The sequence below is a fragment of the Lysinibacillus sp. NPDC092081 genome, assembly GCF_044755845.1.
Lineage (GTDB): Bacteria > Bacillota > Bacilli > Bacillales_A > Planococcaceae > Lysinibacillus.
Map to the genome: position 1 here is coordinate 1 of NZ_JBIVRU010000020.1, position 24216 is coordinate 24216.

At 35.8% G+C, this 24216-nt stretch carries 25 protein-coding genes; 19 read left to right on the forward strand and 6 right to left on the reverse strand.

Features of this window, described 5'->3' with window-relative positions; all coding sequences use genetic code 11:
* Positions 1-219: 219 nt before the first annotated feature.
* The 11 genes from ACIQLB_RS20485 (at position 220) to rnz (ending at position 11098) form a co-directional block, all read left to right on the forward strand.
* Positions 220-1101 (forward strand): phosphotransferase family protein, encoded by an 882-nt coding sequence (locus ACIQLB_RS20485; RefSeq protein ID WP_400730106.1) that lies wholly within the window; start codon positions 220-222, stop codon positions 1099-1101.
* A 1496-nt stretch (positions 1102-2597) separates the two neighbouring features.
* Entirely contained in the window at positions 2598-2993 is a 396-nt protein-coding gene (locus ACIQLB_RS20490) for an NUDIX hydrolase (RefSeq protein WP_400730109.1), read from the forward strand.
* A gap of 365 nt (positions 2994-3358) precedes the next feature.
* Complete coding sequence (gene sigY / locus ACIQLB_RS20495) at positions 3359-3889, forward strand: RNA polymerase sigma factor SigY (protein ID WP_143999272.1); 531 nt, start codon at positions 3359-3361, stop codon at positions 3887-3889.
* A complete protein-coding gene (locus ACIQLB_RS20500) occupies positions 3876-4220 on the forward strand; it encodes a YxlC family protein (RefSeq protein WP_400730111.1) in 345 nt (114 codons plus the stop codon). The genes sigY and ACIQLB_RS20500 overlap by 14 nt, the downstream gene beginning before the upstream one ends.
* Positions 4221-4791: 571 nt before the next feature.
* A complete protein-coding gene (locus ACIQLB_RS20505) occupies positions 4792-6876 on the forward strand; it encodes a serine hydrolase domain-containing protein (RefSeq protein ID WP_400730114.1) in 2085 nt (694 codons plus the stop codon).
* Positions 6877-8011: 1135 nt separating this feature from the next.
* Entirely contained in the window at positions 8012-8215 is a 204-nt protein-coding gene (locus tag ACIQLB_RS20510) for a helix-turn-helix transcriptional regulator (RefSeq protein ID WP_400730117.1), read from the forward strand.
* 2 nt (positions 8216-8217) lie between these two features.
* Positions 8218-8427, forward strand: a complete 210-nt coding sequence (locus ACIQLB_RS20515; RefSeq protein ID WP_400730120.1) for a hypothetical protein — start codon at positions 8218-8220, stop codon at positions 8425-8427.
* A gap of 237 nt (positions 8428-8664) precedes the next feature.
* A complete protein-coding gene (locus ACIQLB_RS20520) occupies positions 8665-8790 on the forward strand; it encodes a hypothetical protein (RefSeq protein WP_400730123.1) in 126 nt (41 codons plus the stop codon).
* Complete coding sequence (locus tag ACIQLB_RS20525; RefSeq protein ID WP_400730125.1) at positions 8765-9157, forward strand: hypothetical protein; 393 nt, start codon at positions 8765-8767, stop codon at positions 9155-9157. Before ACIQLB_RS20520 ends, ACIQLB_RS20525 begins: the two co-directional genes overlap by 26 nt.
* A 279-nt stretch (positions 9158-9436) precedes the next feature.
* Complete coding sequence (locus ACIQLB_RS20530; protein WP_400730128.1) at positions 9437-9859, forward strand: hypothetical protein; 423 nt, start codon at positions 9437-9439, stop codon at positions 9857-9859.
* Positions 9860-10165: 306 nt separating this feature from the next.
* Positions 10166-11098 carry a ribonuclease Z gene (gene rnz / locus ACIQLB_RS20535; RefSeq protein ID WP_400730131.1) on the forward strand — a complete coding sequence of 311 codons (933 nt, stop codon included), beginning with the start codon at positions 10166-10168 and terminating at the stop codon, positions 11096-11098.
* 174 nt (positions 11099-11272) lie between these two features.
* On the opposite strand, the gene ACIQLB_RS20540 is transcribed toward rnz, so the two are convergent.
* Positions 11273-11806, reverse strand: a complete 534-nt coding sequence (locus ACIQLB_RS20540; RefSeq protein WP_400730134.1) for a TetR/AcrR family transcriptional regulator — start codon at positions 11804-11806, stop codon at positions 11273-11275.
* Positions 11807-11977: 171 nt separating this feature from the next.
* On the opposite strand from ACIQLB_RS20540, the gene ACIQLB_RS20545 reads away from it, so the two are divergent.
* Together ACIQLB_RS20545 and ACIQLB_RS20550 are read left to right on the forward strand one after the other, a co-directional pair.
* Positions 11978-13408: a DHA2 family efflux MFS transporter permease subunit gene (locus tag ACIQLB_RS20545; protein ID WP_400730137.1), complete on the forward strand. Its 1431-nt coding sequence runs from the start codon at positions 11978-11980 to the stop codon at positions 13406-13408.
* A gap of 233 nt (positions 13409-13641) precedes the next feature.
* Positions 13642-13872 (forward strand): acyl-phosphate glycerol 3-phosphate acyltransferase, encoded by a 231-nt coding sequence (locus tag ACIQLB_RS20550; RefSeq protein WP_400730140.1) that lies wholly within the window; start codon positions 13642-13644, stop codon positions 13870-13872.
* A 31-nt stretch (positions 13873-13903) separates the two neighbouring features.
* Here the strand turns inward: ACIQLB_RS20550 and ACIQLB_RS20555 are convergent, their stop codons facing one another.
* Positions 13904-14356: a hypothetical protein gene (locus ACIQLB_RS20555; protein ID WP_400730143.1), complete on the reverse strand. Its 453-nt coding sequence runs from the start codon at positions 14354-14356 to the stop codon at positions 13904-13906.
* Between the two features lie 260 nt (positions 14357-14616).
* On the opposite strand from ACIQLB_RS20555, the gene cdaS reads away from it, so the two are divergent.
* The 4 genes from cdaS (at position 14617) to ACIQLB_RS20575 (ending at position 17846) form a co-directional block, all read left to right on the forward strand.
* Complete coding sequence (gene cdaS / locus ACIQLB_RS20560) at positions 14617-15237, forward strand: sporulation-specific diadenylate cyclase CdaS (protein WP_400730146.1); 621 nt, start codon at positions 14617-14619, stop codon at positions 15235-15237.
* 98 nt (positions 15238-15335) lie between these two features.
* Entirely contained in the window at positions 15336-15779 is a 444-nt protein-coding gene (locus ACIQLB_RS20565; protein ID WP_400730149.1) for a MarR family winged helix-turn-helix transcriptional regulator, read from the forward strand.
* A 52-nt stretch (positions 15780-15831) separates the two neighbouring features.
* Positions 15832-16773, forward strand: a complete 942-nt coding sequence (locus ACIQLB_RS20570; protein ID WP_400730151.1) for a ring-cleaving dioxygenase — start codon at positions 15832-15834, stop codon at positions 16771-16773.
* 14 nt (positions 16774-16787) lie between these two features.
* Positions 16788-17846, forward strand: a complete 1059-nt coding sequence (locus tag ACIQLB_RS20575) for an LLM class flavin-dependent oxidoreductase (protein WP_400730154.1) — start codon at positions 16788-16790, stop codon at positions 17844-17846.
* 204 nt (positions 17847-18050) lie between these two features.
* Here ACIQLB_RS20575 and ACIQLB_RS20580 read toward each other — a convergent pair whose 3' ends face one another.
* Complete coding sequence (locus tag ACIQLB_RS20580; RefSeq protein ID WP_400730157.1) at positions 18051-19076, reverse strand: DUF2332 domain-containing protein; 1026 nt, start codon at positions 19074-19076, stop codon at positions 18051-18053.
* A 121-nt stretch (positions 19077-19197) separates the two neighbouring features.
* Between ACIQLB_RS20580 and ACIQLB_RS20585 the strand changes: the two genes are divergently transcribed.
* On the forward strand, positions 19198-20079 hold the full coding sequence (locus ACIQLB_RS20585) for a LysR family transcriptional regulator (protein WP_400730160.1): 882 nt from the start codon (positions 19198-19200) through the stop codon (positions 20077-20079).
* Between the two features lie 166 nt (positions 20080-20245).
* Here the strand turns inward: ACIQLB_RS20585 and ACIQLB_RS20590 are convergent, their stop codons facing one another.
* From ACIQLB_RS20590 to proC, 3 genes are all read right to left on the reverse strand, one after another.
* Positions 20246-20437 carry a hypothetical protein gene (locus ACIQLB_RS20590; RefSeq protein WP_400730163.1) on the reverse strand — a complete coding sequence of 64 codons (192 nt, stop codon included), beginning with the start codon at positions 20435-20437 and terminating at the stop codon, positions 20246-20248.
* A 337-nt stretch (positions 20438-20774) separates the two neighbouring features.
* A complete protein-coding gene (gene namA / locus ACIQLB_RS20595) occupies positions 20775-21785 on the reverse strand; it encodes an NADPH dehydrogenase NamA (RefSeq protein ID WP_400730166.1) in 1011 nt (336 codons plus the stop codon).
* Positions 21786-21830: 45 nt separating this feature from the next.
* Positions 21831-22637 (reverse strand): pyrroline-5-carboxylate reductase, encoded by an 807-nt coding sequence (gene proC / locus ACIQLB_RS20600; RefSeq protein ID WP_400730168.1) that lies wholly within the window; start codon positions 22635-22637, stop codon positions 21831-21833.
* Between the two features lie 630 nt (positions 22638-23267).
* Here proC and ACIQLB_RS20605 point away from each other — a divergent pair.
* The gene (locus tag ACIQLB_RS20605; RefSeq protein WP_400730171.1) at positions 23268-24215 is read left to right on the forward strand and encodes an MBL fold metallo-hydrolase; all 948 of its coding nucleotides are present in this window, start codon (positions 23268-23270) and stop codon (positions 24213-24215) included.
* Position 24216: the final 1 nt, after the last annotated feature.

The window sequence follows — 24216 nt, forward strand, 5'->3', positions numbered from 1 at the left end:
TACTTTTTTTGACTCATGGTCGGACACGTCCTCTCTTATGCTCAATTCTATTGATTTAACCGAGGTATGTCCACTCATCTATAATACATCCATGTTGCTCTTCAACTAACGGGCAGGTTAGTTGAATAAGAAATAATATATATTGAATGGTTTAAAGGGGATCTGTTATTGCTTTATAGTAAAATTAATAGATACAAAAGAATGATTGGATGGATAACTTTGACTGAAAAAGTATTAAAAAAACATTTGAAAGAAAAATACGGTGATTTTTCACTTGTTCGATTAACTGGAGGGTACACAAATGACACTTTTTTGTTAAATGGTACACTTCCTCCGTTAGTTGTTAAAGTTGCAAATAAATTTAACGAAGACATTGAAAATGAAATAAATTGTTTAAATTTAATTCAAGAAACAGGAGTAACACCAAAAATTTATGAGTTAATAGAAACAGATGCCCTTCAAATAATTGTAATGGAGTACAGAAAAGGAATAAATGGACAATCCATTTTAGATAACAATGAATTAGAAAGAACAAAGGAATTATATAAAAACTTAGGAGCATCTCTTGCTAAAAGAATTCATTCAATAAAATATAACTATACTTCAAGTGGAATTAAAGAATGTACTTTTAATGAATTTAACTTAAGTTTAGATTTTGTACCTGAATTTCTTATTGCAAATTCTATGGAGATATTACAAAACATAAACGATACTAAGGAGGAATGGGTTTTAACGCACGGTGACTATGGGATTCACAATGTTTTATACACAGACTACACAGATACTAATACTCTTACAGTCTTAGATTGGGAATGGTCTGAATGGGCAAATCCTTTAACCGATATAGGATGGGTCTGCTGGTTTACAAAACTTCATTACCCTGAATATGCGGACTCATTAAATCTCTTATTTATTAAAGAATATAAAATTAATAATCCAATACACTTATCTCCTGAAGTATTAAGGTCTTACTGTGTATATAAGGTATGGAAAGTATTACATAAGGTCAAAAAAGCACCACAAGAAGTACAGGAGGAATGGATAAGACGTTTAAAATGGACCATAGAAACGGACATTTTTAATTTCGTCTTAATGAACTAAGGGTGCTTTACTTCAAGATGGGATTCCACAGAGACCCCATCTTTTTCTTATTCAACTAACGAGGCAGTTTAGTTGAAGAATTTTGTTAATCTTTCGTTCAATAATCATTGGACATATCTGGAATGATATCCGACAGGTTATTTGGGTATTTATGTTAAAATGAATTTTAGGAGGGGAGTAATCTAATGGTTAAAAAAAATATAATTGACATTATCATGTATTCTTTTTTTCTAATATTTTTTATCTATATCGATATTAAAAATAATTTACCTGTTGAATACATTGTTGTTCTTATTATCGCGTACATATCTGTCATCATTTATAAAATCATCACAATCAGAAATCACGGCAAAGAGAACTAAATGATATGGTAACTCTCTTTGTATAAACATTCTTAAGTAAATTTATTCAACTCCCATGAAAGAACGTAAAAATCTTTCATTTTCTGTGGTGTAGTGTTGATTTTGCGCTACATGGATGGCTAACGGGTGCTTTACTTCAAGATGGGATTCCATAGAGAGCCCATCTTTTTCTTCTTCAACTAACGAGGCAGGTTAGTTAAACAGTAAGCTTTGTGGTATCTTATGGTAAAATAAAACACTTTTTCTATAAAGGCAGTTATATTAATGTTTGGATATTGTCTTTATCAATATGATTACGTTTTTAGTTACGCTTTTTCAAAGTTTCAAGAAATCGTAAGAATAAACCTAGGGAAATACAATACTTATTCTTACGATAAATACAAGAATTTGTGATATTTTAATTTTGGGAGAATGATATATAAAACATACGGTATGAAATGGGTATCATGGAAATGGTGGTAATTGAAAGGTGATATAAATTGGATATAAAATTTATAATAAATGCAGTACTTTTAATAACAATGAATATCGGAGGATTATATATTTACAGAAATAGCAAAGGCTGTTTAGTTACCCTAATGAAAGCATTGTCTATTTTTCTTATAATCGGTACAATTATTGTTGTTTTAATGGCAGTTTACGGATGGTGATTTTGTTATTGAAAGCCTTATAGCAGTAAGTATAAATCCCAATTATGTATAGAAAAAACACGTATAAATTTGTTACTTATTCAAATTTATACGTGCTTTTTTATTTCAATTTTTTTCACCAATGGATTTGAACTTAAAAATCCTGCTACAGGACCCGTAGCTAAAGAACTAAAGAATAATATTTAGATATAATCCTCAAAATTAGCTGCTTCCCACTCATGAATAGCATGTTGATCAGTAGCCAAAACCTTCTCCATATAAATAATCGTTGTTTCTATCTTCTCATGTCAAAGGCTTTTCGTAATTTTGTAGATATCGTAGTAACCCTTTAAAAGTTTCCGTCTACAAAATAAATGGATAATCCTTATTAAGCTAACGGGGTGCTTTACTAGGAGAACATTGAGTTGCATGTGCAGCTCTATTTTTATTGAACTAAAGGTGCAGAATACTTTAAAAAGATTTGAATGAAAAAGAGGTTACGGCTATGCGAAATAGAGGTTCGGTAGTAATAGTAGAAAATGATAAGGTTGGGTTAATTCAAAGAATTAGAGATGGCTCTGTTTATTATGTTTTTCCTGGTGGTGGAATAGAAAATGGGGAAACACCAGAAGAAGGAGCGAAAAGAGAAGCATTTGAAGAATTGGGAGTAGAAGTAAAGGTTAATGAGTGTATAGCAAAAGTTGAATATAAAGGAACTCAATACTTTTTCTTATCTGAAATCATTAATGGAATGTTCGGAACTGGACAAGGTGAAGAGTACACAGACAAAGAGAGAGATAGAGGAACTTATTTGCCTATGTGGGTAGATATAAAAAGATTATCATCGATTGATGTTAAACCGAAAGAAGTTGCTATAAAAGTTCAATCCTTATTCAAGTAACGGGGTGCTTTACTTTAAGATGGGTTTCCACAGTAATCCCATCTTTTTCTTCTTCAACTAACGAGGCAGGTTTGTTGAAGAGTGATGTTTAACTTGTATTCAACAATCGGGCCAGTTAGTTAAAGAAGACATACTTAAACAAAACATGTGAGTAGTTTGATAATACGATAATAATTAGACAAGCATTCGGAACTCGTTGAATGAGCAACAATACTTTGGTTTTTGGTCAAATATATAACTTTCAAGTAAACTACTTAATAAATACTAATAGATGGATTTTTGTTGTGATTCTTTATTTTGAAAATGAACGATTTTTCCCAGTAAATCGTATTACATATAAATCATTATTGTATGGAGTAGATCTCATGGATGAAAAGGATTTAATTCGAAAAGCGAAAAAAGGAGATACATTGGCTCTTTCGAAACTGCTACAACAGAATTATTCGTTCCTCGTAAAGTATTTAATGAAAGTTACTCTTCATCCACAAATCGCAGAAGATTTAACACAAGAGACGATGATGAAGTGTATTGAAAAAATCCAACTGTATAATGGTGAATCCAAGTTTTCATCATGGCTCATCACAATCGCAACGAACCTTTTTATCGATCAACAGCGCAGAAAGAAGCGGGAGAAAAACTGGCTAGAGCAGGAACAAGCGCTCCGAAAAATGAAATGGAATGCAGCCATTATGAACGAAGAATGGAATGATGTACTTGATGTACTTGCTCAAATTAATGAAGAAATACGTATGCCAATCGTGTTAAAGCATTATTACGGATATTCATATAAGGAAATTGGAAAAATGATGGGTATTGCAGAAGGAACAGTAAAATCTCGAGTTTCAAATGGTCTAAAAAGTGTACGAAAGGAGTTGGCTGAACTTGAAAGAGTATGATTCTAAAAAAAGTAATTCTATGTTGGATGATGAAAATGAATTAACGGTTAAGCAATTAATAGATGGTTTAGAAAAACTGGATCAATGGAATCCAGTATCTACTCCAAGCTTACAATGGTTTCAACAGAATGTTGAATTAGAGAAAAAAAGAATACGAAAAAAACAATGGAAAGACCTCCTCACGTTTATCTCTGTTGCAGTATCTGTGCTTTCGGTTGGGATTGCTGTCGTTTATCGTCAGCCAATTCTTTTTCTTTATTTTCAGCTTGTGGGGATTATCTTATTGCCCTTAGCGCTTAAAAAAACTAGAAAGAAGGTCAGTAATGAATGATCTCAAATGAACTAAGTAGCACACCGCTTTGGTTATGCATCGTGATTGCATTCATTCTGATTTGTCAGAGCTCATGGATGTTTTGGGATGCACGGAAGAGGGGACACAATGCTTGGCTATGGGGCTTTTTAGGCCTTATTCAATTTCCAGCGTATCTTATTATCTATCTTATTTTTGCAAGAAAAATATTTAAAAGAAAGGTCTCAGGATCAAATTCCTGAGATTTTTTTTATTTATTTTTTCGTGAGTGAACGATTAGACGAACGTAATCGTATTAAGGGTAAATAAACAATTTGGAGGAGAAAAAAATGAATGAACTAGTAAATGGAATCCTATGGGAAAGGATTGCGCAAATTCTTGTCTTACAATGATTACCGCATTAGTTTGGTTGTATTAGAAATGAAAAAATTGAATCTCTTGTAAGCAATTTTGAGAAATTACTTGATAAATATCTTATGGAAGGCAGCTTCTATAAATTTTTACCATCTGTTAAATAAAGACAACAAGGAGATACCTTTGTTCGAAATAACAGCAATGAAATCAATCACTTATCTAAGGAGGCAATTCTTTTATGAAAAATAAACTATCTGGGGTGTTAGCTGCTACATTAGCGTTAACGATGAGCCTACCAACAGGAGCGATGGCGTTTTCTAGCAGTCAGACTACGGTTGTAGCAAGCCAAGAAATAGCTAGCCAAGAACTGAAGAAGATTGCGGCAGAGAAGGCTGCGCTACTCACGAAGTCGTATCAGACGAATAGCGTGCAGTATGCGCTAATTGATAATGGCCAAATTATTTTGTCGGGTCAGGCAGGCAAGAACGATATGAGAGGGAAACAGCCGCTGACCAAAGATACCCTATACGGGATTGCGTCAGTCAGTAAAATGTATGCAACGGCGGCTGTGATGAAATTGGTCGACGAAGGAAAAGTTGATTTGGATGCACCTGTCGTCCACTATGTGCCTGATTTCAAAATGAAAGACGAGCGTTACAAAAGCATTACGCCGCGTATGCTGTTGAACCACTCCTCTGGTTTGCAAGGTACTGAGTTTAGGAATACATTATTATTTAAAGATAATGATACCTCTGCCCATGATAACTTGTTGCAGCGATTGTCCAACCAGCACTTGAATGCGGATCCTGGTGCGTTCTCGGTATACTGCAACGATGGTTTTACGCTAGCCGAGATTATGGTGGAAAGAGTCAGCGGTATGAGCTTTACCGAATTTATACATCAACAGTTTACAAAACCCTTAAAGCTAAATCATACGAAAACGTCGCAGGACAAATTGGAAGACGATAAGCGGGCTGGACTTTATTCCCCAATGTACCAAGGGCAGCTTCCTACTGAATCAGTGAATGTGATTGGTACGGGAGGGATCTCTTCCACAGCAGAAGACATGGTTCGTTTCTCACAATTATTTATGGGACAGGGAAAAGGGATCCTCTCTAATAAGGCAGTCAAGGCGATGGAGCAAGAGGAATATAAAAAAGGAATGTGGCCGGGGGATGGAGAAAACAGTTTCAACTATGGTCTTGGCTGGGATAGTGTAAAACTATATCCATTTAGTGAATATGGGATAAAGGGCTTGGCTAAAGGCGGCGACACGGCACTACAACATGCTTCACTGGTCGTACTTCCTGAACAGAAGATGGCAGTGGCTGTGTTGTCATCCGGCGGCGGCAGCACTGTAAATCAACTGATGGCGACTGAATTACTGCTCGCTGCGCTTAAAGAGAAGGGCACAATTAAGGATATCAAGCCGAACAAATCCTTTGGCAAGCCGGTCAAAGCCAAAATGCCTCAAGACGTAGTGAAGAAAGCGGGTCTTTACGGCCTTAGTGGCGGTCATTTTAAAATAGAAATTAAGAAGAATGGAGAACTGTTCTTACCATTATATCCAGAAGAAAAATATGTCTATACTGCGAATGGAAGCTTTATTAATGAGACAGGTACCTCCAAGCTCAACTTCGTCACAGAGAAGAATAGACGAACATATTTGAGGGAGAGCACATTTATATCGATGCCAGGTTTAGGGCAAGTAGCGATGACTCAATATGTAGCCGAGAAACTTGAAGACAATGTGCTATCGAAGGAAACCGCTGCCGCATGGGCAAAGCGGGAAGGCGTCAAGTTCTATATTGTAAACGAGAAATATAGTTCTACTCAATATCTCGTACCAATGATGCCGCTTACAACACAAATTAATCGCACTGAAGGTCTAGAGGGCTATTGGGAAAGCAGAAAAATTACAGGCCCTAACACGGCGATGCATCAGCTTCAAATACCTGGAATAGGTGGCCGTGATACGAAGGTAGCCAGTTTCTATACAGAAGGCGGCGATGAATATTTGGAGATGTCCGGATCTTTATACGTAAGTGAATCTAACGTAAAACCGCTTGACGCAAGCCAATCATCCAAAGTTACACTACAAGCAAATGCTCATGCGAGATGGTTTACGATCCCGCAAGCGGTAGCGGGGAAAACGATGACCGTGGCGTTGCCATCGAATAGTTCGTTCGCGGTGTATGATGAGAAGGGATTATGTATCAATTTTACCGTTGTAAGCGACAATAACAAAGTAAAACTGCCAAAGAACGGAATAGTTGTATTTGCTGGTGCGCCGAATTCGGAATTTGCAATCAAGTTGAACTAACTACAATTTAAGATGTACTTCAACAAAACCAGTATGACACCGAAAAGGTGTTTTGCTGGTTTTGTTTGTATTTACGCATTCTCTTTACGAAGGGGCTTACTGAACTCTTATCATTTCCCCATAAACAATCATGGTAATAATCTGTTAATGGTGTTTGTCTTAAAATACTAAAAGCTTTATGACAATAGCTGAAAGCATAAATTAAAGTGAAAGGGAATGAAATTGTTCCCTTTTTACTTTAGAACTTCTTAAACTAATGGGGTTTACTTGAAGATCATTGAGTTGCATAGGCAGCTCTTTTTTTCTTATTGAACTCCCATGAAAGAACTAAATCATCTTTCATTTTCTGTGGTGAAGTGCTAATTTTAACGGGCACTTTAATTGAAGATTCGCATCCAGAAATAATCAATAAAAACCAAACTAGATAAATAAAGAACCAACTGTTTTGATCAAACTTTGTTTCAAAACAGTTGGTTTCTTTCTGTATAAAATCAGTGTTTGCGACTTACTTTTAATCGAACTTTATTCAAAAGCTACAAAATATGTTGAGTTACAATAAAGATGTATACTAGACAAAAAAGTTGTATACTGATTACTTAAACAGAATACATGAGTGATTATAACTAATCTCGTTATACTTTATAATCACATTATCTTGTAAATAAGATGATTTAGCATGAAATACAAACCTTGGTACAGTGTGTTGCTGTATCAGGGTTTTTTTACGGTTATTTATTATGGAACACAAAATATATACAATTGAATAGCCTTTATTACATTGTTTGATTTACAATTCAAATTAAAAAAGAACTAATTATTATGAAGAGATTGATCATTTAAAACAAAGTTCGATAATTTAAAATAAAAATTGATTATTTTAATAAAGTTTTGTATCAAAGCAGGATTTTTTCTTATTCAACAATCGGGCCATTTAATTGAATAACACTTCTAAATTAAAAATGGAATTTTATATTAATATTGATGTAAGTTTGGGAAACAATGTACTTAAGCTAACGGGGCAGGATAGTTTAAGAAGGAGATCAGAAGAAATGTAAAAAGTATTTGACGTTTTTTCTGATTCCTTTATAATTAAAAATGTAAAAAGTATTTGACGTTTCGAACGTAGGTGAAATTGATGGAAAATCACATAAGAGTTTTAAGAAAAAATATGAAGATTTCTCAAGAGGAATTAGCAACAAGATGTAATGTTACAAGGCAGACAATTAATGCAATTGAAAATGACAAATATGATCCTACCTTACAATTGGCATTCAAGTTATCTGCAACCCTAAAAACATCGGTAGATGAAATATTTATTTATGAGAGGGAGAGGGAATAAAAATGAGAAAGCAAGATGAAATGGAAAAATACCAAAGTGATAAGGCTGCAAAATATGGTTTTATATTTTACACAATAACGTTGCTTATTTGGTCTATATATAATCAAATCACTTCCAAAGGTGATGGAGGTTGGGCACATATCATTTTAATGGGAGGTGTAGCATTATACTTCTTAACTAGAGTAGTTCTAAATCGAAAAATGAACAATTGAATCATCCCACTAATGGCGGCGTTTCTATAATAAGTTGAAACGCTTTTTTACAAACGGGGGCTTTACTTCAAGATGGGATTCCACAGAGATCCCATCTTTTTCTTATTCAACTAACGGAGCAGATAAGTTGAAAAAGGAAAAAATTACATACGTAAAATTAGGAAGTTCAATGTTAAGATTTGATAGGTCAAATATTCTATGAAAAAAATAACTTGATAATAAAAAGAGGTGGTTGATTTGAACGCTAAAATCTTACTTGAATGGGGACGAAAACACGATGCAGAAAATCAATCAATTAAGGGATTTTGGGAAAGTTTTAGGGTAGAGGTGCTGATAAATGCTGGAACTTCAAAACGAGATTAAAATATATTCGATAAATAGTAAACATTCTTTAATCTTAAAGACAAGGTATCTTGTTGAAATAAATTATACTTTCGCATTATTTGGGCAATCAAAATATAATTCACTTACCTCTCATTTTTGTATCAGAAAAGAACAAATCAAAAATTTTTGTACAGACTTGGGAAATGAATACGCTTGTGTAGAACTCGCAGATAATGACTCTGATGGATATATTGAGATTATAAAAAATAAAGAGGAGGTTGTTGTAAAAGCACAAATTGGTGGAACTCATGAAGAGTATTTGTACATTGAATTTGAATCAAATACTAGGACTTTAAAATCTTTTATTAATGATTTGAATGAACTTTTAAGGTATGAGGATGTGTAACTAACGTAGTGCTTTACTTCAAGATGGGATTCCTTATAGATCCCATCTTTTTCTTATTCAACTAACGGTGCAGGTTAGTTGAAAGAGGAAAAAATTACATATATAAAATAAGGTAATATATTGTTAAGATTTGATAGGTAAAGTATTCTATGGAATGAAATTGGAACGGTGGCGTTTCTCCAACAAGTGAGGACGTTTTTTACTAACGAAGCAGTTTAGTTGAATAAAGATTTGGTATAATAAGCGACAATAAACTAAGTTGATTAAAGGAGTGACAATATGATTACTGCCCAAAATGCTGAAGGTTTCCTCAATGAGAAGATTGGTGAAAATACAACTATAGCAAATGTTTGGAATGAATTTATATCGTTTGGAAGACAACCAGTTGAAGGAGAAGAGGAAATAGCTTTACTCTTCCAATGTGGAGTATACGATTTTACAGGAGAAGAATTATTTTATTTTGATTTCGTTAGACAATTTACTGTCTATGAAGATGACGAATATTCTGGGATGGAACAACTCCATTGTGAATTTGTATTTACCCCAACTAATGAACTTAGAAGTTTGGAAGCGTCAGAATGGTATTTTGATACCGATGGTGATGTGGATGTTTTTTATCATTTGGTTGAAAATCTTGAAGAGTTTAAAATAGCATTAAAATTAGAACCTTTACGATTAAATATTTATCAAGAACAGATATAAGTTATTTAACTACCTGTGCTTTGCTTCAATAAGGGAGCAGGGCATTTTTCTTATTCAACTAACTGGTAGCTTTAGTTAAATATTCGATTTACGAAATATCAAACATAAAATTATATTACATATAATACCATATATATTTATATATAACTACAATAAAAAAGGTACTACATCATTAAAATGTAATACCTTTTAATAGTTTAATTATAAATATTTCACCCTAGATAAAAACTAGTGACCAAAGGTTTTTTTTATTGGGAGCGATAGGGTACAATAAAGCGATATAGATATTGAAGTGAGGTGGCATATGTGCAACTACATTTTTTAGGAACAGGCGCAGGAATGCCTTCAAAGGAACGAAATACAAGTGCTTTAATGGTAAAGCTTTTAGATGAAGTGGGGGAAATGTGGCTTTTTGATTGCGGGGAGGCGACCCAACATCAAATTTTGCATACATCGTTAAAGCCACGTAAAGTAACGAAAATATTCATTACACATTTACATGGTGACCATATTTTTGGCTTACCTGGCTTTTTAAGCTCCCGTTCATTTCAAGGCGGTGAAGAGCCAATAACAATATTTGGTCCACAAGGTTTACAGCAATGGATAGAGCAAACTTTAGCCTTGTCAAAAACGCATTTAACATATCCATTACAATTTGTTGAAGTCCATGAAGGTATTATTTACGAGGATGAACATTTTACAGTAAGTGCCAGTGAATTGCGACATGTAGTTCCATGCTTCGGTTACCGTATTGAGCAGAAGGATTTGCCTGGCGAACTGTTAATGGAAAAAGCACTGGCTCTTGGTGTTCCAAAAGGTCCTTTGCTAGGACAATTAAAAGCTGGGAAAGATATTGAGCTCGCGGATGGCACCATTGTTTATGCGAAAGATGTTGTCGCTCCACCCAAAAAAGGCTTTACGCTCACTATTTTAGGAGATACTAAATACTGTCCTGAGGCTGTTTCATTAGCTAATGGAGCAGATATTATTATTCATGAAGCGACTTTTGATGGTACTACGACAGATTTAGCAGCGAACTATGGACACTCTACCAATGTCGAAGCGGCAAAGGTGGCACAACAAGCAGGAGCAAACTATTTGCTGCTTAACCATTTAAGTGCCCGCTTTTTACCACATGATTTACCGAAATTTTTAGCAGATGCACAGGAGGTTTTCCCACAAACCTTCCTGACATCTGATCAATCCGTATTCTCTTGGAATAACAATCAATTAATTTAATCAAAAACATAAAGTACCTTTTAGATGACGTTTCATTTAAGAGGTACTTTTAACTTTATTTAGCGAATATTTTCTGTGCGAAAGCGAAGCGACAGCTACAATCGTTTCCATAGCGAAATACACCCACATTTTGAGACCCTAAGAAAGAGTATTTTATAAGGTAGTAAGCAATAATTATCGATACAATTCAATAATTTGACCAGCAATATATTCGGAGCTAAAGTGAACCCCGTTTCTAAGCCACCACATGATAATCCCAAGTATTGAAGATGCGAGAATATCCATTGATAGAGTGGTATCAGCGGATTCACTTTTACGTTGTATAACAATCAAGTCCTTTAATGTCATATGCATTTTTTTATTGAAACCAGGATGCTCAAATAGAACCGCTAAAATTTTCCTATGCTTATAAAAGTAATCTAAAAACGTAATTAGTTGTTCTTGATTATTTAAATTATCAATTTGTAAAGTTGGAGACATTTTAGACAACAAGTCGTCGAAAATATCGTAAACTACCTGCTTTAATAAATCATTAATATCTAAAAAATGTAAATAAAAAGTTGCTCGGTTTAGTTCTGCACGTTGGGCTATTTTTTGTACTGTAAGTTTCGAAATATCTGGGTTTTCAATTAATATATCTACGACGGCTTCTTTAAATACCCGTTTAGACCGAATAGCTCGTGGGTCTTGTTTTTTTTGTGTAGTCAAAATTTAATTCTCCTTTATCTATTAAATACACATTTAATTAATAGTATTTTAAATTTTGTTGTTTAATCGACACTTCTTGAAAAATTGTAAATAGGAATCAAAAAATAAAAATGTTATTATCTATTTTATTGACATAGTGTTAATAAAACAAGCAGAAAGAGGAATAATGTAATGTCGGAATCAATAAATAAAAAAGTACTATTAACAGTATTAATTTTAGGGTGTTTTTTGTCTACACTAAATCAAACACTTTTAAACGTTGCATTAAGTAATTTAATGGGCGTATTTTCCGTTTCTGCTACAACTGTTCAGTGGTTATCTACTGGCTTTATGTTGGTAAATGGGGTGCTAGTCCCTATTACAGCATACTTAATGAAACGTTTTTCAACACGCCAATTATTTATAAGTTCAATGCTGTTTTTATTACTAGGCTCTATTTTTTGTGCAGTAGCTCCGAACTTCACGACTTTACTAATAGGTCGAATGATTCAAGCAATAGGAGCAGGAATTATTATGCCGTTGTTAATGAGCATCGTGATGTTTATTTTTCCTCCTGAAAAAAGAGGCAGTATGATGGGCTTAATTGGGCTAGCTATGATTTTCGCTCCAGCTATTGCACCAACATTAGCAGGTTTCGTTATAGATTATTATTCATGGCGTTGGTTATTTATCGGAATAATCCCATTTGTCGTGATCATTATATTTATGGCAATGAAATATTTAATTAATGTTTCAGAAACAGCAAAAACGAAGTTAGATTTAATCAGTGTTATTTTATCAACAACTGGCTTTGGTCTTATTTTGTATGGTTTTAGTAATGCAGGAAGCCATGGTTGGGATGATAAAGTAGTAATAGTTACTATCCTTGTGGGGATAATGACTACGGCAATATTCTGTCTTCGACAAATTAAATCTTCTGATCCACTTCTTAACTTATCCGTTTTTAACAATAAATTATTTACGCTAACATCCATCATCAACATTATCGTCACAATGATGATGTATGCGGATATGATTTTATTACCAATATATTTGCAAAATGGAAGAGGGTTTACGGCATTAGACGCTGGTTTATTATTATTACCTGGTGCACTTGTAAATGCCTTTATGTCTCCAGTGACAGGAAAAATGTATGACCGCTTTGGTGCAAAGCCGTTATTTATTATCGGTTTGATTTTTGTCATTCCTTCAATGTGGGTTGTAACAGATTTAACAGAAACAACAACCTATAGCTTTTTAATGATACGTACCATTTTTCTACGTATAGGGTTGAGTTTTATCACAATGCCATTGAACACAGCTGGTTTGAATGCCTTACCTAAGACACTTGTCACACATGGTACAGCAGTGAATAATACATTACGCCAAATTGCGGGTGCAATTGGATCTGCTGTCGTTATTACAATTTTTACAGCACAAACGACAAACCATGCGAAAACATTGCTTGCAGCAACACCAAATGCTACGGCTGAAGGTATTCGTACACTTGCTTCTATCTTAGGTTCAAGTGATGCCTATTATTTCATGACAATTCTAGCTATAATTGCATTTGTTTTAACTCTATTTGTTCCATCTAAAAATAAGTTTAAACAACAAGCATAATGATTAAGCATTAAAGAACAACTTTTAAGAGCCTTACTACAATAAAATGTAGCAAGGTTCTTATTTTTACCTCAAAATTAAATATCTTTATAGGAAATTGTCTCAACCTATCAAGCGAAAAGAAATCAAATACAATGTAATAATAGTAGTAGAACGGAAATTTGGAATATAAAAGAATTATAATGCGGTTAATAGTATATTTTTGTATAATTTAGTAAAGGGGAGTGGTTTATATGAATCAGCAAAAGATGCCACCAGCACTATTGCGTTTAATCGTTATTTTTCCAAATGTGCTAAGCTATTTATTACTATTTGGACTAATTCTTTTTGTTATCTCAAATTATGATACATTAAAAGCGACGGACAACTTAACTGTTTGGCTTATTTTTATTGTAATACTTGCACCAGCCGCTGCCTACACGACTTTCAGCATTGTCAAAAAAATTCGCGCTGGACAAATGTAAGCTAAAACAAAAAGTGTATTCATTAGATAAACTAATGGATACACTTTTTGGACTTTTTAGTTCTGAATAATAAAACTCCAATTACAAGTAGTGCTATGATTACAACAACTGATATGAAGTAAATGTTAGAAATGACATTCATTATGTGAAAAGGTGCTTTATGAACAAAGACAGCCTTTACCCACTGGTTATTTTCTTTTACTGCAATTGCAATGGAAGTCGATGTCCCTTTTATTGCATAATATTTTGTTCCTTTTGGGTAATAGTTTGAGGCATCTCCGTAATAATTTCCTGTCATATCATTTGGCTTGGTTTTTACTTCCCCTATCATTTTAACAATTTCACTATCTTCAATAAATTCGTCTTGTTTAATTTCATAAACCTTTCCTTTCCAAACGACAAAAGGATAAGCCCAAGAGAGTGCTTGAACAGAGGATGAAATTATAAATATAAGTAATACCGATAACAACGGTATTCTTTTCATAAAGCACCTCCAATAGGTAACCATTTTATTTTATTATAAAAGAAAAAATTGGAAATGTTAAATTAATCTAAAAAAACCGTGAAACGTAAAGTTAATTCCACAATTACTCTTTTTATATTTGATCAACAACAAAACATCATTATAAGCAGGGGGTATTAGTTTAATAAACAAATCCAAGATGAATAAAATAATTCCATCTAGAGAAACTAAAAATAAATACGAGTTTTTTCATAATAAATTTGAAAAGCGGGGTGTTTTTTGTGGATCCAACAAATTGCGATTTTTCACCAATGAAACAAACATTAAAGGAAGAGCTTCTGCAGGTCATTCATTCATTACAGCAAAATGTAGAAGCAATGGATACTGAGGCAAACTGTCTTCTGGGGAATTTTGAAAAAATTAAAGAGAAATTTGTAACGATTGAAATGAAAGCTGCAACCTTTTATTTAAATTGCTATCTTTCCCCGTTTACTGAAAAATATCCTGAGCTTTCGCATTGCGTACAAAATATGTCTAGAAGAAGACACGGGGGACTAATCGTGATCGAACGGGAGGATTCTGTGGCATCGATTATACAGCCTGGTATTCATATTGGTGCAGAAGTAACGCATTCCTTATTAGAATCTATTTTTTATCCTGGAAACCCACTTCATGATGGCGCAGTTTTGGTAAGCCAAAATCTAATTGAGTCAGCAGCAAATGTACTGCCTCTGTCAGAGATATATACGGGGGAAAAGAAATTAGGCACAAGACATCGAGCAGCATTAGGGTTAAGTGAAGTAAGTGATGCGCTTGTCCTGGTAGTGTCTGAAGAAACAGGGAGAATTTCGTTTGCCTTTAAAGGAAACTTATATCCAATTACGACGCATGGCATTATATAGTGTGAGCTTCACACTGAAAAATATCTTGAATTCGAGATATTTTTCTTGCTTATTTATCATTTGCGTTGTAAAGTGATGAATGAGAGGGGGAGGAAGCGATGCGAAAACACACGCTCGGAACACTGACGTGGATTCGGATGATGCGCTTTACAAATCAAAGTAATCAACTATCCAATGAGTTTTTAAAGCGCTTTGACTTAACGACTGCACAATTTGATGTCCTAATCCAAATTAAGACATATGCACCGTTAACGCAATCCCAATTAGCAGAGAAAGTGATAGTGACGCAAGGTGGTATGTCTCGGATGCTTGCTCGTCTTGAAAAAGATGGACTTATTGAACGTAAGCAAAATTGGAAGACTAAAACAATCTCACTAACAGCTAAAGGCGAGCAGATGATTGATGCGGCAACACCAAGTCAGCTACAATTTCAATCTTCATTTTTTGAAGAAGTATTAACAGAAGAAGAAATCAAAACTTTAAATACACTAATGTCGAAAATAGAGAAGCATAGTCGTGATAAAAAATTACCACCAGCGTGATTTTTTTACACTATCACTTGCTTAGTCAAGTGAAAATAAGGAGGAAACATTCGTGAACAAATTAAGTGGACATCATCATATATCAATGCTAACAAAAAACGGCAAACGTAATAATGATTTTTATACAAAAATTCTCGGCTTACGTCGAGTAAAGAAATCAGTAAACCAAGATTCGCCTTCCATGTATCACTTGTTTTATGGAGACTTAACAGGAGCACCGGGTACAGAATTAACATTTTTTGAAATGCCTGTAGCAGGACGGACAGTTCGAGGAACAAATGCCATTACACGTATTGGACTACTAGTGCCAAGCTATGACAGTCTGCAATATTGGAAAAATCGTTTTCAAGAATTCGAGGTTGAACATAGTGGAATTACAACTTATGCAGGGAAAGATGCTTTATTTTTCGAGGATCATGAAGGGTTACGAATGGTGCTTTTAAACAATCATGATCACGCAACACCAGCTCATTGGCAACCATGGGACGGCTCTGATATCCCTGCAGAACATCGCATTTTAGGGATGGGTACAGTTGAAATGACAGTGCGTTACTTGCAACGGACAGTAAATTTATTAAAAGAATTATTTAACTACACAGCTGTTGAAGAAAGTGAAAAAGAAGCAATATTGCAATCCATTCCTGGTGAAGTACTTGGAGAAATCGTCGTTAAAGAATTAGAAGGGCCAAGTGAGAAACCTGGTCGTGGTAGTATTCATCATCTAGCACTACGTGTCGGAACAGTGGAGGAATTACAACAGTGGGATATCAAAATTAAGGAACAGGGCTTTGATAGTACTGGCATTGTGGATCGTTATTATTTCCAAAGTCTTTATTTCAGAGATCGTAATGGAATTTTATTTGAAATGGCAACAGATGGCCCAGGATTTACAGTTGATTCGGCAGTAGAGGATCTTGGTAAAGAACTTGATCTCCCTCCATTTTTAGAAGAAAGACGTGCAGAAATCGAAGCTAATTTAGAACCACTAGATTAAGGAGAGGTTTAATTATGGAAAAATACCGCATTGATCAATCGAAAGGCATCGAATTTGGCCTCTATTCATTAGGGGATCATATTCCAAACCCATTAACAGGTGGACGAATTTCAGCTCAGCAACGAATCCAAGAGCTAGTTGAAGCAAGTCAGCTTGCAGAACAAGCAGGTATCGATGTGTTTGGTGTGGGAGAAAGTCACCAATCGTACTTTACTACACAGGCACACACGGTTGTTTTAGGAGCGATCGCACAAGCTACATCAAAAATTAAATTAACAAGCTCTGCGACGGTACTAAGTGTCTCTGATCCAGTACGTGTATATGAAGATTTTGCAACGATTGATTTAATTTCAGATGGACGTGCAGAAATAGTTGCTGGTCGTGGCTCTCGAGTAGGTGCATATCAATTACTAGGCATTGATTTAAAGGATTATGAAGACATTTTTGAAGAAAAATTAGAGCTACTGAAAAAAATAAATGACAATGAGCTTGTCACTTGGGAAGGACAATTCCGTGCGCCACTTCACAATGCGCAAATTTTGCCACAACCTAAAAATGGCTCGTTGCCAATTTGGCGTGCTGTCGGTGGACCACCCGCTAGTGCTATTAAAGCAGGCTCTATGGGCATTCCGATGATGCTAACGACATTAGGTGGTCCTGCCGTTAACTTTAAGCCATCAGTTGATGCCTACAGAGAAGCTGCGGAGCGAAGTGGTTTTGATCTGAAAGAGTTACCGATTGCTACAGCAAGCCTATTTTACGTTGCTGATACGACGAAAGAGGCACTAGAAGGGATGCACCCACATTTAAATGGTGGATTCCAAGCAATTCGCGGCGCCGGTTATCCAAAGCAACAATTTGCGGAAGCGACAGATACACGAGACGCCTTAATGGTCGGAAGTAAGGAACAAATTATTGAAAAATTACTATATCAATACGAGCTCTATGGCATGCAACGATTTATGGCACAAATTGATTTTGGCGGTGTGCCGTTCGATAAATTAATGAAAAATATTGAAATTATAGGGAACGATATTCTACCTGCAATCAAAAAATATACAGTAAAAAATTAGAGTGATATGCCAGAAGTTCATGCTAAGCGAAGCGGCTCATCGGACGTCCCCAGGAAAGCGCTCAGTCGGAACGGAAATCAACCCCTCGTTTTGTCCATGAGCCATACTTTATAAATAGAAACCTTAAATTCATTATATAATAGTTTATCGACAACATAACGCTGCAGTAAGAAGGTAATCTTACTCAGCGTTTTTTCGTGCTTTTTATTGATTGTTGGACCACTTGAACCATCGAGCATGACCATCAGGGCGTTCCATTATTCGTATAGATTCTATCTCTCCTTGATCAATAAAATCTTGATGTAGTTGCATATCAAATAAATTGTTATAACAATGGTAGAGAGGTCTTTCCATGCTGATCACTTTTAATTGTTCAATTAGTTCAAGGCGTAATTCCATTGGGATTTGATTTGCCACATGCGTATGATAAACAACTAACATCGCATCTTGATTAATATCTCTACTAATTTCTTTTATAAGTTTAATAGCATCTCCTTTTATCAGCTCTAAATCGAGTTCTTTTAAAATAGGAAGTGCTTGATTTAACAAAAGTCTTCGCTCTTCATGCTCAGGCCAAATTAATGCTTGGAGCCATTGGAGTTCTTCCTCATTATGAATATCAATAGGATTTAAATCGATGCCAACTCGTTTACAAACAACTGGAGCATTTGTAATAGAAGCTGGAAGCGGTTCTCCTCGATTTTCTGAGGACAAAACGAAAGCGCTATGACAATTGTTTACGTGAACCTGTTGATTATAGCAGTAATTGTATTGATCCATTCCAAGTTGAAGTCCTGCACTCGCACCGATTTCTATTAAAGCTATTGGTTTTTGGTGGCTTTTATAAATTTCTGTCATCATTGGATAAAGGTAAGAACAACGGCGAATTTCATTAGTCTGAACAAGTTTTTCTTGAAATAAAATCTTCAATTCTTCTGAATGGGATAAGACGAATGCTTTAAAAACAGGATACACTTCATCAATTGCTTTGGGTGTTGTCGTTAAAGATGGATAAAAATTAACTAATTCGTCTTTGGATGATGACAGCAAATACTGAACACCAGCTAATAATAAATTAGGTACAGGTTGTCCTTGAGGTATAAATGCGACAACTTTTAATATTTCATCATCATCGGCAATCTTATTGGCTAAATGTTCATACAGTGGACTTGAGTTTTCACATTCATCTTTTGCAAAAGTACGAAATTGTTTACTTAATCTAGCTAACATACGATTCTCCCCTTTGTGTAAAAGTAATCGATCTAATTTTAGTTTATTATTGTTGGATAATTTAGTAAATTAAATATAGTTAATGAAGTTGATTATTAACATTAATGAAAGAGGTGAGATTATGGATTATAAATGGATACAGTCTTTTGTAGTAGCCGCTAAATCTTGTAATTTTCGAGTAGCCGCAGAGGAATTACATTTATCGCAACCAAGTATCACAGTTCATATTCATCAGTTGGAACATTTCTTGAATGTAAAATTGTTCAAACGTGAAAAAAATCGAGTGCAATTAACGGAGGCAGGGCAGCTCTTTCTAATAGAAGCTCAGCAAATCATCCATCAATGGGAAAAAAGTATTGAACGTTTTCAGTTAGCCACTAAAGGTATTGAAGAAAAGCTAGTGATTGCAATGACCCCGTTAATGGTGGAAACAATATTACCCCATGTTATCTATCAGTTTATCAATGAAAATCCTGCCATTGAAATATCGATTCTAGTGGAGGATTCAGCAAAAATTGAAGATTTAATCAATAGTGATAAGGCGCATATTGGTATTTCCTTATTGCCAACGCGTTACCGCCATTGGCATCAAGAGCTCCTTGTAGAGAGTCCTTTAGAATTGGTTATTCCCCTGGATGCTTTCGATGATGAGACAGGGGCTTATATTGATTATGAGGAATTATTTCAAACCTACACTTTATTTACACACCATCATCCAACTATTTGGGAGGATTTATTACATAAACTTCAGGAAAAATATGTAGTGACCAAGCAAGTGTCCATATCTCAATCCTATGTGGTAAAGCGCTTAATAAAAGACGGATTAGGCATGTCATTTTTGCCACGGATGATTGTAAGAAGAGAGCGGATGGAAGGGAGGTTTAACATCGTTCCCTTCGATGAAATAGCTTTGCCAAATGTTCCTGTATATCTTTTTTATAAGGGTTCGGTAAAGGTTCCTGAAGAGTTATTATGTTTATTTCAGACGAGGGATTATCTGTAAAACTATTGTTAACCATTTCGACAATTACTTATCGATCTCATAACTTTATTAATGGTTCATATCAAAAGTAGGGAAGTTATTTGTAAAACCTATGCTTTGTAAGTTGATTTACGTTATGGTGATGGGGCTGAATAATATAAGTTTTGAGTATTTTAATGGCTGAGGATCATGAAGATGTAAATGCAATGTTAACAGAATTGTTTGAGCCAAGTAGATGATCAGGTGACAAGTGTGATGGATGGTATAGAAGGTCACCGGGCATTTCTTCAAAATGAGTTTGATATTGTGTTTCTTGTAATCGCAACCGTGCTTGCGTAGCATATTTTATAAAGCGCTTCATTAAATGAATAAACGACATGAAAAGCCCCTCCTAACACTTTGGCTAGCGGGTGATTAGGAGGGGCTTTGATTATCTCATTTGGATCAATTCAATAACCATATCCGCGAAACGTTTAGCGGATGTGGTTATTGCTCTTACAAATTAACCTTGCTGCTGTCACTCGCCTGGTCCTGTGCCGGTTGCTCCGATTGTGTCGGTTGTTGCTCCGACTGCTCTTTCTTCAATCCGAGTTTTTTGCGAATAAAGCCCCAAATCGCTCCGCCGAACAGCACAAGCACGATCCAAAACTTCTTCAATAGAGGGATGAGCACAAAACCCTATTTATTGAAATGAAAAGTCTATATACCGCTATTTTCTACCAACCGCGTACATACTGCACTGGAGGTTTAATTTCTTCTCCTAAATCCTTAGCAGCATGAAGTGGCCAATATGGCTCGCGCAGAAGAACGCGTGCTAGGAAAATTAAGTCAGCACGATTGTTTTGTAAAATTTCCTCTGCTTGAATGGCTGTCGTAATAAGGCCGACTGCTCCAGTTGGAATATTAGCACCATGCTTAATCGCTTCAGCATGACTTACTTGGTAGCCTGGAAAAACATTGATATGTGCTTGCACGACACCACCCGTAGAAACATCCACTAAATCGATACCCTGTGATTTCATCCAACGACTGAAGATGATAAAGTCATCCATCGTTGTACCATCTTCTGCATAGTCTTCAGCGGAAACACGCACAAGCAAAGGACCTTCCCAAACACTACGAATAGCATCAATGACTTGACGTAATAATCGATAACGATTTTCTTGAGAACCACCGTATTGGTCATTGCGTTTATTCGTTGCAGGTGATAAAAACTCACTAATTAAATAGCCGTGTGCTCCATGGATTTCAAGAACATCAAAGCCCGCTTTAGTCGCCCGTACAGCTGCTTGTTTAAATGCTTCTACAACATATTCAATGTCTTCTAATGTCATCTCAGTTGGCGTTTTATAAGCATCGCTAAATGCAATGGCAGATGGAGCAAATATTTCTCCATCTACAGTTGCTTTACGTCCAGCGTGTGCAAGTTGTATGCCGGTTTTTGCCCCGTATGCCTTCATTCCTTGAACTAATTGACGTAAACCTTCGATATGAGCATCATCCCAAATTCCGAGGTCGTTACTAGATATACGACCTTCAGGTACAACTCCAGTAGCTTCGACGATGATTAAACCAACTTGCCCAGCAGCCCGCGTTGCATAATGTACTTGATGGAATGGTGTGACAAGCCCATCATCCTGCGCCGAGTACATACACATCGGTGCCATCACAACACGATTTTTTAAAGAGATATTTTGTAATTGATAAGGTTCAAATAATTTAGCCAATATAAAGCCCCCTAATCCCTAGTGATACACTCTATTTTGCACCCATTATTTACTATTTGCAAGCGAACGAGATCGAGCTTCAGCTTCTTTAATACATGCTTCAATGGCTTCATTAAATTGATATTGTTCAAGAGCTTTAATTCCAGCTTCTGTTGTACCGCCTGGACTTGTTACTTTACGGCGTAAGACATCAGGTTCATCGACTGATTGCTTCAGCATTTCCGCAGTACCAGCAAGTGTTTGCGTCATTAATAGTCGTACTGTATCCTTCGAGAGACCAACCTTTGTACCAACACGTTCAAATGCCTCCATTAAATAATAAATATAAGCCGGCCCACTCCCAGAAAGAGCCGTTACAGCATGTAATTGATCCTCACCCACCTCAATAACTGAACCAACCGCCTCTAAAAGCTGTAAGAAAATGGAGCGCTGTTCTGCTGTCACTTTTTCATTAAATGCAATCCCACTTGCAGACATCCCAATAGTGGCAGAAGTGTTTGGCATAACGCGTGCAACTGGACGAGCACCTAAATGTTCTATAATAGTAGAAATGGCGATACCAGCTAAAATAGAAAGAACAGCTGAATGCTCTGTAATTTTAGGCTTTAGCTCACGCATCGCTGCAACGGCATCCTTAGGTTTCATCGCTAAAATGATTAAATCAGCCTGCTGATAAATTCTATCATCAAAATGGCCATTTACACCATATGTGTCGTGTAAAAAATGTAAGCGTTCTTTGTCGGAGCGATTGGTGACGTAAATTTCTTGTGCTGTAAATACCTTTTGTTTAATCCAGCCCTGAATCAATGCCTCTGCCATCGAGCCTGCACCAATAAATAATATTTTTTTCATGATAAAACCTCCAGTTCAAAATCAAAATCAATTTCGCCTTGGCGTAATTGCGTCCGGATTTTGAATTGTGCTAGCTCAATTCATTCCTTTGAAAATCCGTGACATCCGCCGGAGACTTTGGGCCAACGTGATGTTGGTCACTCAGTTGTTGCCACAGGACGTGGCGTTCTTAGACTGAGTTCCTCTATTTCAGTTTGTGTTTGGACACCCACTGAAAAGGAACCACACCTGCATTCAAACAAAAGACATTTGCTGAATGCAGATAAAAAAGCGCTCTCGTCCTTATAAAGAAGGACGAAAACGCTGTTGTTTCCGCGGTACCACCTTTGTTTGCCAATTGGCACAACTCATAGCCCTTTTAACGCAAGGGAAACGGTTATGTTTTCATAACTGCTCAGAAGTAGGTTCGGTAATGGGAGCGGGTGATGTCACTTTCAGCAAATGTAACACTCTCTAAGACACCTTCACCAATTACGTACTTGGCTTCATCAACGCACATTAATAATTAGATTATTCAAAATTATATTGATAATACTTCAACCTGTCAACAGGAGGGTGACGAAAAGAAGAAAAACTTGTAAAATAGAATGAATAGGTATTCACTAGTTGCATAAAAGGGGGAAACAGCTTTTGTCTATATACAAAATAGAAATACCAACACCCTATGAAGTAGGAGATGTGAATGCATTTGTTGTAAAAGGTGATGCATTGACAATTTTTGATGTTGGTCCAAAAACAATGGAAGCCTATGATGCTCTAAAATGGGGTATTCGAGCAGCGGGCTTTGACATGCAAGATATTGAACAGGTTGTGTTAACCCATCATCATCCAGATCATGCAGGTTGGGTGGATGCCTTTCCAAACGCAGAAATTTTAGGGCATGCCTATAACGATAAATGGCTTCGTCATGACGAGGAATTTTTACGTTACCATGTGCAGTTTTACAGTGAACGCTTATTTGAGCACGGAGTTCCTCAACAATATATCCAGCCGAGTGTACATGTCCGCCGTGAAATAGAGCTTGTAGGTGAACGACCATTAACACAAATTCTTAATGATGGGGATGAAGTACCAGGACATCCTGGATTAAAGGCTATTGAAACATTAGGACACGCACAAAGCCATTTAATCTACTGGGATGAAAAAACTCATCATGTAATAGGTGGAGATTTATTGCTTGAAAAAATAACACCAAACCCATTAATTGAGCCACCACTAGACCGTACATTAGGACGTACTAAATCGTTACTACAATATAATGAATCGCTAGAAATTTTACGTCGATTACCCGTAAAAAAGATGTATACAGGACATGGTGCTGAGCTAGAGAATATTCCTGATTTAATTGATAAACGGCTAGAACGCCAGCATCAGCAATCTTTGAAGGTTTGCGAATTATTTGGGGACGAAGCATTAACTGCTGTACAAGTAACGAAGCGCTTTTACCCAGCAATTTTTCAGCGTCAGCTTGGTCTGACGTTGTCCAAAACGCTCGGTTATTTAGATTACTTAGAGGCCAACAATTTGATTACATCTACTAAAACGGAAGAAGGCATCTATTTATTTCAAAGGAAGTAGG

Coding starts and splice junctions, on each gene's coding strand:
- ACIQLB_RS20515 (WP_400730120.1), top strand. CDS start 8,218: ATGAGAAAGCAAGATGAAATGGAAAAATACCAAAGTGATAAGGCTGCA.
- ACIQLB_RS20585 (WP_400730160.1), top strand. CDS start 19,198: ATGGATTATAAATGGATACAGTCTTTTGTAGTAGCCGCTAAATCTTGT.
- ACIQLB_RS20505 (WP_400730114.1), top strand. CDS start 4,792: ATGAAAAATAAACTATCTGGGGTGTTAGCTGCTACATTAGCGTTAACG.
- ACIQLB_RS20510 (WP_400730117.1), top strand. CDS start 8,012: ATGGAAAATCACATAAGAGTTTTAAGAAAAAATATGAAGATTTCTCAA.
- proC (WP_400730168.1), bottom strand. CDS start 22,637: ATGAAAAAAATATTATTTATTGGTGCAGGCTCGATGGCAGAGGCATTG.
- ACIQLB_RS20575 (WP_400730154.1), top strand. CDS start 16,788: ATGGAAAAATACCGCATTGATCAATCGAAAGGCATCGAATTTGGCCTC.
- sigY (WP_143999272.1), top strand. CDS start 3,359: ATGGATGAAAAGGATTTAATTCGAAAAGCGAAAAAAGGAGATACATTG.
- ACIQLB_RS20580 (WP_400730157.1), bottom strand. CDS start 19,076: ATGTTAGCTAGATTAAGTAAACAATTTCGTACTTTTGCAAAAGATGAA.
- ACIQLB_RS20530 (WP_400730128.1), top strand. CDS start 9,437: ATGATTACTGCCCAAAATGCTGAAGGTTTCCTCAATGAGAAGATTGGT.
- ACIQLB_RS20590 (WP_400730163.1), bottom strand. CDS start 20,437: ATGTCGTTTATTCATTTAATGAAGCGCTTTATAAAATATGCTACGCAA.
- ACIQLB_RS20490 (WP_400730109.1), top strand. CDS start 2,598: ATGCGAAATAGAGGTTCGGTAGTAATAGTAGAAAATGATAAGGTTGGG.
- ACIQLB_RS20550 (WP_400730140.1), top strand. CDS start 13,642: ATGAATCAGCAAAAGATGCCACCAGCACTATTGCGTTTAATCGTTATT.
- ACIQLB_RS20545 (WP_400730137.1), top strand. CDS start 11,978: ATGTCGGAATCAATAAATAAAAAAGTACTATTAACAGTATTAATTTTA.
- ACIQLB_RS20565 (WP_400730149.1), top strand. CDS start 15,336: ATGCGAAAACACACGCTCGGAACACTGACGTGGATTCGGATGATGCGC.
- ACIQLB_RS20525 (WP_400730125.1), top strand. CDS start 8,765: ATGCTGGAACTTCAAAACGAGATTAAAATATATTCGATAAATAGTAAA.
- ACIQLB_RS20555 (WP_400730143.1), bottom strand. CDS start 14,356: ATGAAAAGAATACCGTTGTTATCGGTATTACTTATATTTATAATTTCA.